The sequence below is a fragment of the Brevundimonas sp. Root1279 genome, from assembly GCF_001425945.1.
In the GTDB taxonomy this organism is placed as follows: domain Bacteria; phylum Pseudomonadota; class Alphaproteobacteria; order Caulobacterales; family Caulobacteraceae; genus Brevundimonas.
In genome coordinates, this window is sequence record NZ_LMEB01000009.1 from 84,441 (window position 1) to 101,142 (window position 16,702).

Annotated in this window: 12 protein-coding genes; 2 read left to right on the forward strand and 10 right to left on the reverse strand. The window is 69.9% G+C overall.

All coding sequences use genetic code 11. The features are described from left to right. Positions 1 to 3: 3 nt before the first annotated feature. Genes ASC65_RS13805 through ASC65_RS13835 form a run of 7 tightly spaced genes read right to left on the reverse strand, consistent with a single transcriptional unit; the run spans position 4 to position 7,731 of the window. On the reverse strand, positions 4 to 1,281 hold the full coding sequence (locus ASC65_RS13805) for an MFS transporter (RefSeq protein ID WP_056454458.1): 1,278 nt from the start codon (positions 1,279 to 1,281) through the stop codon (positions 4 to 6). Between the two features lie 50 nt (positions 1,282 to 1,331). Beyond that, entirely contained in the window at positions 1,332 to 1,859 is a 528-nt protein-coding gene (locus ASC65_RS13810; RefSeq protein ID WP_056454461.1) for a GNAT family N-acetyltransferase, read from the reverse strand. Between the two features lies 1 nt (position 1,860). Beyond that, positions 1,861 to 3,195 carry an N-succinylarginine dihydrolase gene (gene astB, locus ASC65_RS13815; protein ID WP_056455238.1) on the reverse strand — a complete coding sequence of 445 codons (1,335 nt, stop codon included), beginning with the start codon at positions 3,193 to 3,195 and terminating at the stop codon, positions 1,861 to 1,863. A 17-nt stretch (positions 3,196 to 3,212) separates the two neighbouring features. Continuing rightward, positions 3,213 to 4,031, reverse strand: coding sequence for a hypothetical protein (locus tag ASC65_RS13820; protein ID WP_056454463.1), 819 nt, complete (start codon positions 4,029 to 4,031; stop codon positions 3,213 to 3,215). Beyond that, positions 4,028 to 5,449 (reverse strand): succinylglutamate-semialdehyde dehydrogenase, encoded by a 1,422-nt coding sequence (gene astD, locus ASC65_RS13825; RefSeq protein WP_056454466.1) that lies wholly within the window; start codon positions 5,447 to 5,449, stop codon positions 4,028 to 4,030. Before astD ends, ASC65_RS13820 begins: the two co-directional genes overlap by 4 nt. 17 nt (positions 5,450 to 5,466) lie before the next feature. Then, the gene (locus tag ASC65_RS13830) at positions 5,467 to 6,474 is read right to left on the reverse strand and encodes an arginine N-succinyltransferase (protein ID WP_056454469.1); all 1,008 of its coding nucleotides are present in this window, start codon (positions 6,472 to 6,474) and stop codon (positions 5,467 to 5,469) included. A 3-nt stretch (positions 6,475 to 6,477) separates the two neighbouring features. After that, positions 6,478 to 7,731: a hydrolase gene (locus ASC65_RS13835; RefSeq protein ID WP_056454472.1), complete on the reverse strand. Its 1,254-nt coding sequence runs from the start codon at positions 7,729 to 7,731 to the stop codon at positions 6,478 to 6,480. Between the two features lie 106 nt (positions 7,732 to 7,837). Between ASC65_RS13835 and ASC65_RS13840 the strand changes: the two genes are divergently transcribed. Further along, a complete protein-coding gene (locus ASC65_RS13840) occupies positions 7,838 to 8,365 on the forward strand; it encodes a hypothetical protein (protein ID WP_056454475.1) in 528 nt (175 codons plus the stop codon). Between the two features lie 11 nt (positions 8,366 to 8,376). Here the strand turns inward: ASC65_RS13840 and ASC65_RS13845 are convergent, their stop codons facing one another. The 3 genes from ASC65_RS13845 to ASC65_RS13855 form a co-directional block, all read right to left on the reverse strand. Next, positions 8,377 to 12,609, reverse strand: a complete 4,233-nt coding sequence (locus ASC65_RS13845; RefSeq protein WP_056454478.1) for a translocation/assembly module TamB domain-containing protein — start codon at positions 12,607 to 12,609, stop codon at positions 8,377 to 8,379. After that, positions 12,606 to 14,396, reverse strand: a complete 1,791-nt coding sequence (locus tag ASC65_RS13850) for an autotransporter assembly complex protein TamA (RefSeq protein ID WP_056454481.1) — start codon at positions 14,394 to 14,396, stop codon at positions 12,606 to 12,608. The genes ASC65_RS13845 and ASC65_RS13850 overlap by 4 nt, the downstream gene beginning before the upstream one ends. Positions 14,397 to 14,491: 95 nt before the next feature. Continuing rightward, on the reverse strand, positions 14,492 to 14,749 hold the full coding sequence (locus ASC65_RS13855) for a hypothetical protein (RefSeq protein ID WP_056454484.1): 258 nt from the start codon (positions 14,747 to 14,749) through the stop codon (positions 14,492 to 14,494). 137 nt (positions 14,750 to 14,886) lie between these two features. On the opposite strand from ASC65_RS13855, the gene ASC65_RS13860 reads away from it, so the two are divergent. Beyond that, positions 14,887 to 16,623: an ATP-binding protein gene (locus tag ASC65_RS13860; protein WP_056454487.1), complete on the forward strand. Its 1,737-nt coding sequence runs from the start codon at positions 14,887 to 14,889 to the stop codon at positions 16,621 to 16,623. The last annotated feature ends 79 nt before the right edge of the window (positions 16,624 to 16,702 follow it).

Below are 16,702 nucleotides of genomic sequence, written 5' to 3' on the forward strand. Positions count from 1 at the left end.
CGATCAGTCGCTGTGCGTGATCAGGCTCTTATGCTTGGTGTCGCGCATGAACAGATAGACCAGCAGCGACACGCCGATCATGCCGGTGACGTACCAGAAGAAGACGCTCTCGATGCCGGCGTCCTTGAGCCAGAGGGCGACGTATTCCGCCGTGCCGCCGAAGGCTGCGTTGGCGATGGCGTAGGGCAGGGCGACCCCGAGGGCGCGGACGTGGGCGGGGAAGAGCTCGGCCTTCACCACGGCGTTGATCGAGGTGTAACCGCTGACGATGACCAGGGCGGCCAGCGCCAGGGCGAAGGCGATCCACGGCGACTGGGCCGTGGCCAGGGTCGACATGATCGGCACGGTGAACAGCACCCCCAGCACCCCGAAGGCGATCATCACCGGCTTGCGCCCGATGCGATCCGACAGGGCGCCCACGGCGGGCTGCAGGCACATGAAGAGGAACAGGGCGCCGGCGCTGATCTGGGTCGCCGTGTCCTTGGAGAAGCCGGTGGTATTGACGAGGAATTTCTGGAGGTAGGTCGTGTAGGTGTAGAAGGCCAGCGTGCCCCCGGCAGTCAGGCCGAGCACCAGCAGCGCCTCCTTCGGGTGCTTGAGGATCAGAAGCAGGGCGCTGGATTTCGGCGCTTCGCTGGCGTCGGCGGCGACGAAGGCTTTGGTCTCGTCCAGGCGGCGACGCAGCCAGAACACCACCACCGCCAGGGCCGCCCCGACGAAGAAGGGAATGCGCCAGCCCCAGCTGTGCAGGTCCGCCTCGCTGAGGGTGTGCTGCAGCACGATGAGCAGCAGCAGGGCCAGCAACTGGCCCGAGATCAACGTCACGTACTGGAAGCTGGACCAGAAGCCGCGGTGGTCCTTGGTGGCCATCTCGGACAGGTAGGTGGCCGAGGAGCCGTACTCGCCGCCGACGCTGAGACCCTGCAACATGCGGGCGAACAGCAGCAGGGCGGGGGCGGCCACGCCGATGGCGGCGAACCCCGGCGTCACGGCGATGATCAGACTGCCGGTGCACATCAGGGTCACCGACAGGGTCAGGCCGGCCTTGCGTCCCTTGCGGTCGGAATAGACGCCCATGATCCAGGCCCCGACGGGGCGCATCAGGAAGCCGACGGCGAAGATGGCGGCGGCGCTGAGCAGCTGGGCGGTGTCGTCGCCCTTGGGGAAGAAGACCGGCGCGAAATAGAGGGTGAAGGCGGCGTAGGCGTACCAGTCGAACCACTCGACCAGATTGCCGGCCGAGCCGCCGATGATGTTGCGCAGGCGGCGCGCCGGGCTCATTCCGCTGTCTGCCTTCACGCCGTCCCCCGATCCGTGTCCCGCCTTCAGGGCTAGAGCGGTTTGCCCATCCGCACCAGAGGCACGGGGGCGCCGCCGCGGTCGTCCTCGAAGCGCTCGATCTCGACATAGCCGGCGGCCAGGTAGAGCGGCTCGCCCCCCATCGTCGCGACCAGTTCGACGCGGTCGTAGCCTGCGGCGCGGGCGGCGTCTTCGCACAGGCCCAGGATCAGCTTGCCGACGCCCTGCCGGACGAACTCGGGCGCCGTGTACATGGCGCGCACCCGGGCGGCGTCGACGCCCGGGGTGAGGGGGGCGGGGATGCGGCCCGGGGTGTGGTCGCCGCCGTAGGTGGTGATCCTCGAACTCCAGCCGCCGCAGCCGGCGAGGACGCCGTCCTGCTCGACGATGAAATAGGTGCGGTCAGCGATGATCTGGCTGTCGAGCCCCATCAGCCTGCGGCTGGCCGCGATCTGCTCTGGGCTCAGGAAGGCGGCGAGCGGGCCGGAGATGGAGCGGTCCATCAGCCCCACCAGCGCCGGGATGTCGGCCTCGGTGGCGATGCGGTGGGTGAAGGCCACCTCAGCCCCGCTGGAAGGGATAGAAGCCTGACCCCAGCCCGAGGATGGAGGTCAGCTCGTCCAGCGCCCCGCGGCTCTCGTCGAGCAGGGCCGGGTCGGCGAGGTCGGCGGGCGACAGGCGGTCGCGGTACCACAGGCTGGCCCAGACGCTGAGGGCGCCGTGCAGCTCCTCGTTCAGGCGCATGTTGGGATTGGTGGCGGCCAGCTCGGCCTCGTTCAGCACCACGCGCAGGCGCAGGCAGGCGGGGCCGCCGCCGTTGCGCATCGACTGGCGCACGTCGACGTACTCGACCCGGCCGATGGGGCCGTTGGAGGCCGCGAGGGCCTCGGCCACGGCATGGCTGCGGGCGTTGTCGCGGGTCTCGGTCGGACAGATCAGGGTCAGGCGCGCCTCGCCCGGGATCTGCACCAGCATGGAGTTGAACAGATAGCTGGAGATGGCGTCGGACAGCGGCAGGTCGGCGGCGGAGACCTCGACGAAGATCGGCTCGAAGCCTTGGGCCGCAGCGCGGATGGCGGCCTTGGTCCCGGCCGTGTCCTCGAAGGCCAGCTCGTGGAAGAACAGGGTCTCCAACGCGCCGACGCAGACCACGTCGTTGTGGAAGGTGCCGCCCCCGATGGCCGCCTTCGACTGGCGGGTAAGGACGGCGTCCGAAGCGCCGTGGCGGCGGACGATCGCCTCGGAGGCCTCGCGGGTCTGGCGGGCCGGGAAGGCGCCGGTCCAGGGCTCATAGGCCTCGCGGCCCCAGACCAGCAGGTTGACGCCGGGCGCCCCATGCTCGGCGCACAGGCGGACGTGGTTGGCGGCGCCCTCATCGGCGAGGTGGGCGACCGAGGGCAGGGCGTGGTGGACGGCGAAGCGCTCGCGATCGGGGAAGAGGGCGTCGAGCGCCCGCTTCGTCTGCTGGTGCTCCAGCGAGCGGTGCAGGTTGGTGACCAGGTTGGCGGGGGTGAAGTGGACCCGGCCGTCGGCGCTGTCGGCGCTCGGCGTCACGGTCGCGGCGTTGGCGGCCCACATCGGCGAGGCCGAACAGGCGGCGGCGGCGAACGTCGGGGCATCCTTCCAGGCCCGCTCAAGCACCTGCGCGTCGGTCCCGGAGAAGCCGAGCGCGCGCAGGAAGGGGATGTAGGGCCGCTCGTGCGGGGGCAGGACGAACTGGGGCAGGCCGAGGTCGGCGAGCCGCTTCATTTTGTCGAGCCCCTGCAGCACGGCGGCGCGTGGGTTCGACGCCTCGCCGGCGTTGAGACTGGAGGCGAGGTTGCCGGGCGACAGGCCCGCATAGGAGTGGGTCGGGCCGATCAAGCCGTCGGCGTTGGCTTCGAGAGCGGGGGTCATGGTGAGTTCTGCGTCCGTCATCGAAGGGAGACCGGCATTCCTACGCCGCCGCCTCCTTTGTGGGGACGCGGAAAATACCCGGGGGGCGCATCCGGAATGGATGCCGTGCAGTCGTCGGAGCAGGTGTGGGCTAGAAGAGGGACGAAATCTGTCCCCACGCGCTGCGTCGTCCAGTAGGGCCTGGGTGCCCGTTCTCCGAACGGCTGGTTACAAACGCTACAGGTCGCCGGCGCGAGGCTGGCGCTCACCTCTCGCAGGCGAGGAAACGGCAGGCCGGTGCGGCGATTTCCATAGAGCGCTCGGGTGCTCATTCGGGAGGACCTAAGATTGCTGCAGCGCAGGACTTCGTAGGGGAGCCAGTGCAGGCCGTATGAGGTGTAGACGTCGAGTTCCTTCAGCGCTGACATCTGGCCGATTTCCGGGGGAAGCCGGCGAAGGTGGCTTCCGTAAAGACGAAGGATTTTGACCCGCTTGAGCGTGCCGATCTCCTTCGGGAGAGTGATGGACGTCATCCATTCCTCCCACGGGATATGCTCCGACGGCGTGAGGACGTCATTGCCCTCTGCGGCCGCTGAATCTATGAGCGCGACCGTCTTGTTCCAGCCGACTAACGACATGTCCTGCTCTTCGACGTGAAGGTCGGGCATGCCGGACTTGCCGACCTTGGTGCGGCGCTCAAGACAGCCACAATGATCACGTCGAGTGATCCTGCCGAGCGCCTCGCGAGTGGGGGTGTCGACGCTGAAGGTTTGAGGCACGACTACGTTCGCTGTCTCTGGCGGCTTCACCTCCGAAAACGGCGGCTTCTGGCGCGAGAACCAGCTGAACAGCTTCATCCTTGCCGCAACCCCTTGATCTCACCCTCGATGTTCCTCACCGCCTCGGCCTCGAAGCTGGCCACGGGATAGGCGCAGTAGTCGGCGGCGTAGTAGGCGCTGGGGCGGTGGTTGCCGCTGGAGCCGAGGCCGCCGAAGGGCATGTCGCCGGCGGCGCCGGTGGTGGGGCGGTTGAAGTTGACGACGCCGGCGCGGATGCGGCGGATGAAGCGCTGCCAGTTGGCGGGATCGTCGCTGACCAGGCCGGCGGAGAGGCCGTAGCGGGTGGCGTTGGCCTCGGCGACGGCGGCGTCGAAGGAGCCGACGCGGGTCACCGACAGGAAGGGGGCGAACATCTCCTCGTCGGGCACGGCGATGCCGGTGACGTCGACGATGGCCGGCTTGACGAAGGCGCCGGGCAGGTTGTCGACCGGGCCGGAGGCGCGGATCACTCTGGCGCCCAGGTCGATGCGCTCCTGCAGAGCCTTCAGCGCGGCCTCGGCCGCCTTCTGGGAGATCAGAGGTCCGGCGTAGGGCTCAGGGCTGGAGTTCCACGGGGCGAAGACCAGGCGATCGCTGAGGGCGGCTACGGCCTCGACGATGGCGTCGCCCTGCGGGCCCTCCGGCAGGATCAGGCGGCGGGCGCAGGAGCAGCGCTGGCCCGTGGTGATGAAGGCGGACTGGACCACGATGCCGGCCACGGCCTCGGCGTCGGCGGCGTCCCACACCACCAGCGGATTGTTGCCGCCCAGCTCCAGCGCCAGGATCACATGCGGGTCATCCGCGAATTTGCGCCGGAAGTGGGCGCCGGCGGCCCCCGAGCCGGTGAACATCAGGGCGTCGATGCCGGCGTCGAGCAGGGCCGCGCCCGTGTCGCGTCCGCCCTGGACGACATTGACCACGCCCGCCGGCAGATCGGCGGCCTCGAAGGCCTCGGCCATCAGCTCGCCGGCCAGGGGCGTCTCTTCCGAGGGCTTGAACACAACCGTGTCGCCGGCCAGCAGGGCCGGGACGATGTGGCCGTTGGGCAGGTGGCCGGGGAAGTTGAACGGGCCGAGCACCGCAGCCACACCGTGCGGGCGGTGGCGCAGGGTCGCCGAGCCGAAGGCCATCTGGGCCGTACGCTCGCCGGTGCGCTCGTCATAGGCGCGGATCGAGATGTCGACCTTGCCCTGCATGGAGGCGAGTTCGGTCTGGGTCTCCCACAGCGCCTTGCCGGTCTCGCGGCTGATGGCCTCGGCGATCTGCGGCGCGCGGTCCTTGAGGATGGCCTGATAGCGCTTCACCGCATCGACGCGGTCCTGCCGGGGGCGGTCGGCCCAGCCGGGGAAGGCGGCGCGGGCCTTGTCGACGGCGGCCTGGACCTGGGCGGGCGAGGCGGCGTCGCCGTCCCAGACGGTTTCGCCGGTGGCGGGGTCGGTGGAGGTGAAGCGGGTCATGGCAGCCAGATGGGGGTTCAGGTCTTTACGCGCACGGTCTCGCCGGCGCGGATCTTGAGCGCATCGGCCGTCTCTTGCGTCACGGTCGCCACATCGCCCTCGATATGGGTGCGTTGGCGGACGGCGCGGAAGGAGCCGACGCTGTCGGTGGAGATCAGGGCCGGCAGTTCGGCCTCGACCTCGTCGGCGATGGCCACGGTCAGGCGGCGGGCGTCGCGCACGGTGCGGATGTTGTCGCGGCCGCAGGCGACGGTCGGACCGGCGTCGAAGATGTCGACCAGGCCGTTCGGGCGGAAGCCCTCGCTCTCCAGCAGGGCCATGGCCGGCACGCCCTGCGGGTGCACCTTGCCGATCACCGCGCGGGCGGGCTCGGGCAGCAGCTCGATGTAGATCGGATGGCGGGGCGAGAGGTCGAGGATGAACTGCTTGTCCGTCGAGCCGGTCAGTCGATCGGCCTCGTCGAACTCCATCGGGAAGAATTTGCTCGCCACGTGATCCCAGAACGGACAGGCGCCGTCGGGCGTGAACACGCCGCGCAGCTCGGCCAGGACGTTGTCGGCGAACAGCTCGGGCTCGGCGCCGATCAGCATGTAGCGCGACTGGCTGAGCAGGCGGCCCGCGCCGCCCTTGCGCCGGTCGGCCTTGAGGAACAGGGAGCCGACTTCGGTCCAGCCGGTGCATTCGTTGACCAGAACCAGCGTCTTCTGCTCGAGCTTGATGCCGAGCGAGGGCGACGACTGGGCGTTGTTGACCACCCGGAACGAGAAGAAAGGCCGGTGCAGGCCGACCGCCGCCTTGACCGAGCCGACGCCGTCGACGTCGCCGGTCTCCGACTCCTCCAGCATCAAGGTGTACCAGCGCTCCTGCGGCTCGACGGCGCCCGCGAAACTGTCGCGGCTGAGGTCGAGGCGCTCGGCCAGCTGGTCCGGGTCTTCGGGCAGGCTGGTGAATCCCGGGCCGCTGAGGATGGCGAGCTCCAGCAAGTGGTCGAGGTCGACGGGGGCGGCGGGGCGGACGACGAGCATGGGTTACATCGTCTCCAGACGCAGGGACTTAAGCTTGAGGGCGTCGATCTCGCCCGAGGCGATCTTGCACAGGATCAGGGCGCTGAGCTGGGCGCGCTCGACGAAGCTGGCGGGCCAGGCGAACTCCTGGTCCGAATGGATGTCGCCGCCCAGGACGCCGAGGGTGTCGATGTTGGGCAGGCCGGCCGCGTGCAGGTTGTTGCCCTCGCAGACCCCGCCCGACGGCTTCCAGGCGATGGCCTGACCGAGCAGGGCGCCGGTCTCGCGGACGGCCTCGAATAGGGCGGTCTGGCTGGCGTCCATCGGCTTGGGCGCGCGGGTCATGCCGCCGTGCAGGTCCAGGGTCAGGCCGGGGAAGGGCGGTTCGGCGGCGATGCGGCCGATCTCGTCCGAGATCCAGGTTGAGGCCTGGGCGTCGGGGACGCGGACGTTGAAGCGGACCACGGCGTTGTCGGCCACGACGTTCAGCGGCCCGCCGCCGGAGATCTTTGCGACATTGACGGTGACGCCCTCGCGCTGGCCGTTCAGGCCATGCAGGCGGGCGGCGATGATGGCGGCGCCGGCGACGGCGTTGGCCCCTTCGTGGAAGGCGCGCCCGGCATGGGCAGCCTTGCCGGTGACGATCAGGTGGAAATTGCCGCTGCCCTTGCGCTCGCCGGCGAGGGTCCCATCGGCCAGGGCGGGCTCATAGGTCATGCCGACGTGGCCGCGCGCGCCCAACTCGGCGAGCAGGGGGGCGGAGGCGGGCGAGCCGATCTCCTCGTCGGGGGACAGCAGGACCGTCCAGCCGACGCGCTCGCGATCCGGGTGGGTCTCGAAGGCATCCAGCGCCGCCAGAAGGACGGAGATGCCGCCCTTCATGTCGGCGATGCCGGGGCCGTTCAGGGCGCCGTCAGCGCGGGTGGTCACGGTCTGGAAGCCGCTCTCGGCCGGGAAGACGGTGTCGTAGTGGCCGGTCAGCACGACCTGCAGCGGGGCGTCGGGACGGGCCGAGATCTTCAGGGCGTCCGCATGGGCCTCGGCGCGGACCGAACCGTCGTCGCCGACGGCGGTCGAGCCCTGGGTCGGGATGCGTTCGACAGCGACGCCCGGCAGGGTCTTGGCCTCAGCCACCAGCCGGGCCAGCACGGCCTCAAGCCCGGCGGCGTTGCGGCTGCCGGAATTGAGGTTCGCCCACTCCACCGCGCGGCCGATGATGGCCGCCTCGCGCGCCGCGACGTGGTCGAGGACGGCCTGGTCGGGAGGGAGAATCCGCATGCGGCGCGACCCTAGCCGGGTCGCTCGGAAAGGTGAAGGCGAGGCGGCCATGGCGCGGACTCACGGCGCAGGTTACGGTTGCGTCGCCACATAGGAGGGACCGGCAATGAGCAACTGGATCAAGGCTTTCAACCCCATGGCGCCGATCGCCACGGAGGCGGAAGCCGTCAACGCGGCGCGGGCCAGCGCAATCGCGATCTTCCTGGGCGTCGTCCTGGGTCTGGTCGGAGTCGCCGTGCTGATGAACGGCGGCATGGCCGCAGTCAGCGACGCGATGGCCCAGCAGGCCGGCGGCGATCCGGCTGTGGCCGGCATGGCCGGCGCCATGACGAGCATGATCATCGGAATGGCCGTCGTGATGATCGTGGCTCAACTGATCCTGGGCCTGGTCCAGTGGTTCAAGCCCAACATCGTCATCCCCATCCTGTTCATCGTCTTTGTCGTCTACGGCCTGGGCAGCGGGCTCCTGGGCCAGGTCATGGCCGGGCAGATGGAGGTGCCTGAGACCCCGATGAATGCACCTTGGATGCAGGCCCTGAACTACGTCGTGCTGGTCATTCAGTTGATCTTGCACGTCAGCGGCGTCCGCGGGGCCAGCGCCCTGTCGAAATTCCGCGCCGCTCAAGCCTACTGATCCGAGCAGGACTACCGGTTCGGGCGTCGGTCCTCGCGATCGACGCCCGGCTGCCGCGACTGACGGCGCCAGCGGATGGACAGGGTGGTGTCGCCCGTGCCGCCGACCCGGGAGCTGACGGTCACGTTGCGGCGGACGCGCCACTCGACGTTCACCGCGCCGCCTTCTTCGCCGCCGCCGATGATCTCCAGATAGACGTTGTCGGTGATGTAACGGCCGCCCGCGACGGTCAGGCTCGAGGCCTCGCCGCTGAACGACAGCCGGTCGAGTCCGGCCAGCTCCCGCAGATTTCCGATGACGTCGAAGCCGCCGCCGCCCGCGAGGGAGGCGACGCCGGCCGCCAGCTGGGCCGCCTCGAAGGGCGACAGCTGCGAGGCCGAGCGGCCGAACAGGACCTGGGACAGGATCTCGTCCTGCGGCAGTTCGGGCACGGACGACAGGATGATCTCGGGCCGCGCGGCGGTGCCGGTGACGCGGATGGTGGCGGTCAAGGCCGGGTCCTCGCGCGTCGCCGACAGGTTCAGCCGGATCTGCTCCGGATTGGTCGAAAGGGTGACGGTGCCCTGTTCGTCGAAAACGAAGCGACGGCCGGCGAACTCGTAGTCGCCGCGGATGACGCGGGCCGTGCCCGTCAGGACCGGCCGGTTGATCGTGCCGGTGACCCGGGCGTTGACGCCCATCTCGACATTGAGGCCGCGGCCGATGACGCGGATGTCGCCGCCGGGCGAGCGGATGGCGATGTCGACGCCGATCTGCAGGCCGCGGGGTCGGTTCTGCTCTTCTTCGGGGATGTCCCCGCCGGGTCGATTGATCTCGACCACGTCCATGCGGACGATGCCGGTGGAGCCGGGCGGATTGGCTTCGATCCGGGCCTCGTCGATGTCGATACGGCCCTGCAGGGTGATCTTGCCGTCGGCCGCCCGGACCACGGTCAGCGGACCCGAGGCGCGGGCGCGGGCGATGTCGTTGTCGATGATCTGGAAGCGGGTTAGGGCCAGCTCGACGCTGGAGCCGGAGCCTTCGCGCAGGCCGATGCGGCCGTCGCCGGTCACCGTGCCGCCGCCGCCGTCGTTGGCGGTGAAGGTCTCGATCAGGGCGGTGGTGTCGTCGAAGCGGCTGGTCAGGGTGATGTCCTGCAGCCTGAGGCCGGTGGCGTTGTCGCGGAAGGCCCCGTCGCGGATGTCGAGGCGGCCGTTGATGCGCGGCGCGGCGATGGAGCCGGCGAGATCCGCTTGCAGGACGACGTGACCGGCCAGCGAGCGCTCGCCGCCGAGGAACAGGTCCCAGATGGGCTGGATCTGGCCGTTGATGTCGATGTCGCCGGACATCGGCTTGGTGCGGTCGATCGCCAGGCGCAGCGGGGCGGCCGACGCCTCGACGGGAAGGATCACGTCGGCGACCCCGCGGACGGCGCCCTCGTCCTCGACATTGGCCTGGATGCGCAGGCTGTCGCCGACCAGTTGGGCGTTGATGATGCCGTCGATCTCGAGGCCCTGGGGCGCGTCGACGCTCCGCACGTCCTCGAGCTGGATGTTGGCCGAGCCGGAGAGATCCTCCCCGGCGCCGCGGAGGGACAGGCGGCCGGTGGCGCGGCCGCGCAGGTCAGGCGCGAGGGAGCCTAGGTCGACGCTGGTCAGGTTGGCCTCGATGATGGCGGCGCGGGAATCCTGGCGCAGCTCGCCGGTCAGGACGCCGCCGCCGACGCCCAGGTCGACACGCACCACGCGGCCGTCGCCGGCCAGGGCGATCACCGCCGGGTTGCGGGTCTGGAAGGCGATGTCGCGGAGCTTGCCCGAGCCCTCGAGCACGACCGTCTGGGCGTTCTCCTGGCGAGAGAAGACGCCGGAGCCGTCGAAGCTGACCGGCGTGGCGCCGCCGACGTCGGCCTTAAGCGTGAACGGCAGGCGGTCAAGCGTCCCTCGGCCGTTGAGGTCGAGGGTCTTGATCACCCAGGTCGAGCCGGCGAAGCGGACGTTCTTGCCGGAAACGTCGAGGATGGCGGACTCATCGCCGCCGCCTTCGGTCAGGCGGATCCGGCCCTGGGCCTCGCCGGAGGCCAGGAAGGCGCCCGGGCGGGCCGTGAAGGTCAGGTCGGCGCTGGAGGGGATGCGGTTGGACAGGGCGATGGCGCCTTGGGCGGTGATGCCGCCGGCGTCGAGGTCGACGTCGGTCAGGCGAATGCGGTCTCCGCCGAGGAAGAAGGCGCCGCTGGCCCTGGCCGGGCCGAAATTGGAGCCGGCGACGACGGCGATGCGGCCGTCTGAGGAGTCGGCGCCGCGCCGGAAGCTGAGGTCCATGCGGGCGTCGGTGAGCACCAGCTGGCCGGCGGCGACCTTGCCGAAGGCGGCGTGCAGGTCGGCGGTCGGGCGGGCGAGACTGCCGCCGACGGTTCCGTTTCCGGTCATGGCCCCGTCGATCTCGACCGGTCCGACGCCGAAGGGACCCCGGGCGTTCCAGTTCATGGCCAGGCGCATCTGGCCGCCCAGGTCGATGGCCCCGCGAGCGGCGACGTTGCCGTGATCGCCTGTCAGGCGGCCTTCCTCGATGCCGATGCGGTTGTCGGCGAAGGAGCCGGTGAACTGCAGGCGCGGGGCGCGGCCGAGCAGGCGGTCAAGCTCGCCTATGCCCAGAGCGAGGTTGCGGCCGCGACCGTCGAAGGTGAACCGCCAGGGGGCGCCCGCGCGCGCCATCGAGGCGGCGACCGGGCCGCCGAAGGCTCCGCGGGCGCCCTTGCGCACTTTGGAGGCGTCGGTGATCTCGGCCCGGCCCCGGAAGCCGAGGCCGCCCAGCAGGTTGCGCCCGCCCGAGCCGGTCACCTTCAAGCCCTGGCCGGTCAGGTCGACCTTCTCCAGCAAGACCGAGCCGTCGACCAGGCGAGCGGCCTCGAACTGCACGCGCGGCTGGGGCCCGAGCAGGCCGCCGATCATGCCTGCCGTGGAGCCGCCGGCGACGCGGAAATCGCCGTCGACGCCGTAGCGCCCGGCCTTGGCGTCAATGTTGACCGGACCGCGCAGGCGCTGGGCGTTGTAGCTCATCGCCTCCGCGCCGAGGACGTCGATGGAGCCGCGCAGGGTCCAGTTCTGGGCGTCGCCCTTGAAGACCCCGGCATAGGCGGCGGCCTTGCCCATCGGGCGACCGACCAGGCGGGTGAGGGACGGGGTGCGGAGATCGACGCGGATGCCGTGCGGCACGCTGCGGTCGCTGACCCGGATCAGGCCGTTGGCGCCCGAGTTGAGGTTCTCGGAGAATAGCCGCCAGCCGACGCCTTGCAGGCCGTCTTTGTTGCTGTCGGGGACCGTAGCCAGGCCGAAGCGTGCGGTGCGGCCGATACGCTCGGCGAAGGGCTCCAACAGATCGGATCCGGAGAAGTCGACGTAGCCGCCGATGCGGGTCTGCTCGCGGCTGACCGTGCCCTTGACCCGCAGGGGGGTGAAGTCGCCGGTGCGGACGATGGCGTCGACCACCTGGCCGTTGACCACGGCCGAGGCCATGAACGGCTTGTCGGGCGAATAGCCGAGCGAACCGGCGATCGGGCCGCCCTGAGATTCGTTGGCGCGCAGGTTCAGGCGCAGGTCGGCGATGTCGTCGCCGAGCGTGCCGGTCAGGCGCAGGTAGTCGCCGGGACGGCTGTTGCTGTCGGCGTTGATGGTGACCTGCTTGTCGCCGCGGCGGGGGATGCTGGCGTTCCCGGCCAGCTTCCAGCGGCCGTGCTCCTTGCTGAAACCCTCCATCAGCTCGACGTTGGCCGCGAAGCGGTCGATGTCGATGGACAGCGGCTGCGGGCCGGGCGGCTCAGTCGAGGGCTCGATCAGCGGGCGGCGGATCAGGCGGATAACCTCGGCCTCGACATCCGAGGCGTGGAAGCGCCGGCCGATCAGGGGCCACCAGTTCCAGTCGACGCGCACATTGCGAGCGTCCATCCAGACGCCTTCCGCATCGGTGACTGTGACCCGCTCGATGGTGAAGTCGTCGAACAGGTCGCCCTTCACGCCATAGACGTTGATCCGACCGTAACGGCCGATCTTCTTGCCGGCGACGAAGCTGGTGATCAGCGACCGGCCGGAGTCGGACAGCAGATACATCCGACCGCCGACCACAGTGACGGTCAGCAGGATGGCAAGGATCGCCAGGGCCATGCCGCCGAAGAAGGCGAGGGCCTGCAGGCGCGTGCGCTTCTTCTTCGCCTTGACCGCAGGCGTTTCCGGGGGCTCCGGCGCTTCGACGGGGGGCGGCGTGTCGGTCAAAACGCCTGTCCGATGCTGACGTAGATCTGGAAGTCGTCGTCACCTTCGCGCTTGTCGAGCGGGAAGGCGATGTCGGCGCGGATCGGGCCGAAGGGCAGTTTGTAACGGACGCCGAAACCGGCCCCGTAGCGGACGTTGCTGAAGTTCGGCGTCTCGTTGAAGCCGACGGCCCCGGCGTCGACGAACAGGGCGCCCTGGAAGTTCCGGAACAGATCGCGCCGCACCTCGACCGAGGCCTCGAACAGGCTCAGGCCGCCGCGCGGCGTGTTGTCGGGCAGGCGGGGGTTGATGCCCTGGTATTCGTAGCCGCGCACCGAACCGCCGCCGCCGGAGTAGAACAGCCGGTCGGCCGGTACGGTCAGTTCTTCGCCGCCCAGAATGGAGCCCAGGCGGGCCCGGCCGGCCAGCACGGTCTTGGCCCCTTGCTGCAGCGGGAGATAGGCGGTGACCTGGCCCTCGGCGCGGAGGAACAGGACGTTGTCATCGCCGGTCACGGCCGTGGGCTGGACCGATCCGCTCAGGCGCCAGCCCGTGGTCGGATCGAGCGGGTCGTTCGACCGATCGATGAAGGTCGAGCCGCGCCCGGTCAGAATGACCAGATCGCGCGTGGCGGTGACGGCTGCGCCGGTGCTCGGGTCAAAGCGGGTCTCGTCGTACTGGCCCGCGTCCAGCCCGACGCCGTAGCTCCACCAGGAGGTTTTGCCGATGCGCTGTTGCAGATCGGCGGCCAGGGCGGCGGCGGTCCGGCGATAGGCGTCGGTGTCTTCGTGCACGAGGGCGGCCGACAGGTTCAGCGTCTGACCGGGGCGGCGCCAGTGCGGCAGCTTGAGGTCGGCCCCCAGACGGCTGTCGATGTCGGTCAGCTTGGCTTCCCAGACCAGGGTGTCGGCCCGCCCGAAGCGGTTGTGCCAGGTCCAGCGCAAGTCGACCCCGGAGCCGTCGGTGGTCGAGAAGGTGGCGCCCGCCTCGAGGATGCGGCGCGGCCGGTCTGCGAGGGTGACGATGATGGGCCGGTTGCCGTCGGCGTTGGTCTGGTCCGCCGGGGCGAGGGCCACCCCGACGCCTTCGTAAACGCCGGTGTCGAGCATGCGCCGTTCCAGTTCGGCGACATACTCGGGGTCGTAGACGTCCCCTTCGTCCCACGGGGCCAGTCCGGCGACCCAGTCGGGGTTGGTCGGACCACGCGTCTCCAGACGGATGCCGTCCAGCTTCACCAGCGGGCCGGCGGCGATGTTGAAGGTCGGATCGACGGTGTGGGCGGCGTGGTCCACGACGACCCGGCGCGGCTCGGCGCGGGCGTCGGCGTGGCCCCGGCGGACCAGGCCGGCGACCAGGGTGCCTTCGGCGGCGATGACGTCCACGGCGCGGCCAGGCTCTCCCGGGGTCAGGCGCATGTCGCCGATGACCTCGGCCGCGATCGTCGGATTCGGCTCCGGGGCGACCCAGTGGACGTGGGCGGGGGTCAGCAGGAACCGCGGGCCCGGCGTCACCTGGACGATCGCGACCGGGTTCTCCTCGCCCTCGACGACGTCTTCCAGGATCGGCTGGTAGTAGCCTTCGGAGCGGAGCAGGGCCTCCGCAGCCTGCATCGCGCCGCGGGCGCGGCCGCGGGCTTCAAAACGATTGGACGGCGGCGCGTCGACCTCGCCGATGGCCTGTTCCAGCTGAGCGCGCAGGTCGGCAGGCAGGTCGCCCCGAATTTGCGCTCGGGGGTCAGCCGTAGCCGTCGTGGCGACGAGGACGACACCCGCCACGCTGAAGAGGAACAGGACGGGCCTCGGCGTCAAACTCGAACCTTCGTCAGCGGGCGGACGCCCTTCAAGTCAAACGGGGCGGCGGCCGCCGGCGGCGGCCCATGTGGGGCGCGGGCCTCGCGGCCCGATCAGTAGAACAGGGTCTCGCTCTCCGGTTTGACCGATTCTTCCGAAGTGCGCTTCTCGGCGGGGAGGGTGTCGTTGGACGGCGGCGGCGCGTCGGTGGCGCTCGGCGCGACGACGGGCTGCTCGGCCTGATCGATGCTCGGCGCGACCGGCTCTTCGATCGGCATGTCCGCCACCTCCGGTTCAGCCGGACGCGGGTCCTCGCAGCCGGCCAGGGCCACGGCGCTCGTCAGGGCGATAAGGGCGAAAAGGCGTTTCATCTGTGGTGTCTTCCCCGGATCGGCCTTCCAACGCGCGGCCGTTTCCAGCGTTCCATAGCGACGATTACGGCTCCGGTCATCACGGCGGCAACCAATCCTTTTCCAATTCGCGCGATGGTGGAGAAAGGAGAGTTGCAATGACGGCATCGGCCTATGCGACAGTGGCCCACGTCCGCTTCCGGGAATTGCCCACGCGGATCGCCCTGGCCGCTTTTATCGGCGGGACCGCCTGTTTCATCGCGCCCGGAATCTGGCCGGTGGCGTGGTTCGTCGCGGTGGCGGCCACCCAGGCGCTCGACTGGTGGATTTTCCGGCGGTTTCGGTACAACCCGCAGTGGGAGCCGGATCGGGCCTATGTCGCCCTGACCTGCGCCACGACGGTGCTGGGCGTCGCCGTCTACGCAGGAATCACCGCCTATATGTGGTTCGCCGGCGGCGAGATCGGTCGGATCTTCGCCATGGTCCAGTGCGCCGGCGGTCTGCTGCACGTCAGCCTGCACATGCACCACGCCCGGCCGGTGCTGATCTCGGCCGTCGCAACCCACGCCACCTATTTCCTCGGCTTGCCGACCTTCGGCGCCATCGCCGGAGGGCAGTGGCACGAGATGCTGATCGCCATCGGCTGCATCCTGTACATGAGCCACCTGGTCGTGGCCGTGCGCCAGAGTTCGATGACGACGGGCGCCTTGAAGTCCGCCCGCGACGCCGAACAGGCCGCGCGACAGAAGGCCGAGGTGGCCAGCGCCGCCAAGTCGGACTTCCTGGCGGTGATCAGCCACGAGATTCGCACGCCGATGAACGCCGTCATCTCGGCCGCCAACCTGTTGCGCCGGACCCGGCTGGACGACCGCCAGCGCGAACATGTGTCGATGCTGATCGACGCGGGCGACGTGCTGATGGGCCTGCTCAACGATGTGCTCGACTTCTCCAAGATCGAGGCCGGCAAGATGGAGCTTGAGAGCGCCGAGATGGTGGTGCGCGAGCGCCTCGCCGCACTGCGGCGTCTCTGGGAGCCACGGGCCGAGGCCAACGGCGTCCGGCTGACCGTGCGAATCGCGGACGAGGTCCCACACGCCGTCCGCACCGATCCGCTCCGCTTCCAGCAGATCCTGTTCAACCTGCTCTCCAACGCCGTGAAGTTCACCAACGCCGGCGAGATCATCGTGGCGGTGGGCTGGGACGGGGCGCGTCTGACCCTGGCGGTCTCCGACACCGGCTGCGGCATTCCCGCCGAGCGGCTGGCGCAGGTGTTCAACAGCTTCGAACAGGCCGACGTCGGCACCACCCGCCGCCACGGCGGCACGGGCCTGGGCCTGTCGATCAGCCGCAAGCTCGCCGAGATCATGGGCGGAAGCCTGACCGCCGCCAGCACGGTGGGGCAGGGTTCGACCTTCACCCTGGTCCTGCCGATGTCGGAGGCGGAGGGCGCTCTCGCCGAGCCGGAACGTCCGGCCGAGGCTGAGGGCGTGCTGGCCGGGCGCTCTATACTGGCGGCGGACGATCACGAGGTGAACCGACGTATCCTCACTCTCCTGCTGGAGCCCCACGGCTGCCGGCTGACCTTGGTCGAGAACGGCGCCGAGGCGCTGGAGGCCGCGGAACTGGAGCGCTTTGACGCCATCCTGATGGACATGCAGATGCCGGTGATGGACGGGCTGGAGGCGACGCGACGGATCCGCGCCGTGTCGTTGAACGCTGCGACGCCCGTGATCGCCCTGACCGCCAATGCCCTGGATACTCATCGCGCGGCGTGGGAATCGGCCGGCGTGCATGCCTTCCTGACCAAGCCGATCGACCCGATCATGCTGGCCAAGACCCTCGCTGAGGCCTGCGCCGCCGAGCGAAAAGTGGACGTCGAGACGGCCGTCGCGTGAACTTTGATCAGGTGACGCTTGACCGCGGCCCCGCTTTGCAAGAGAAGGCGGCCCTCGCGGCGCTCCGGCGCCGATGCGG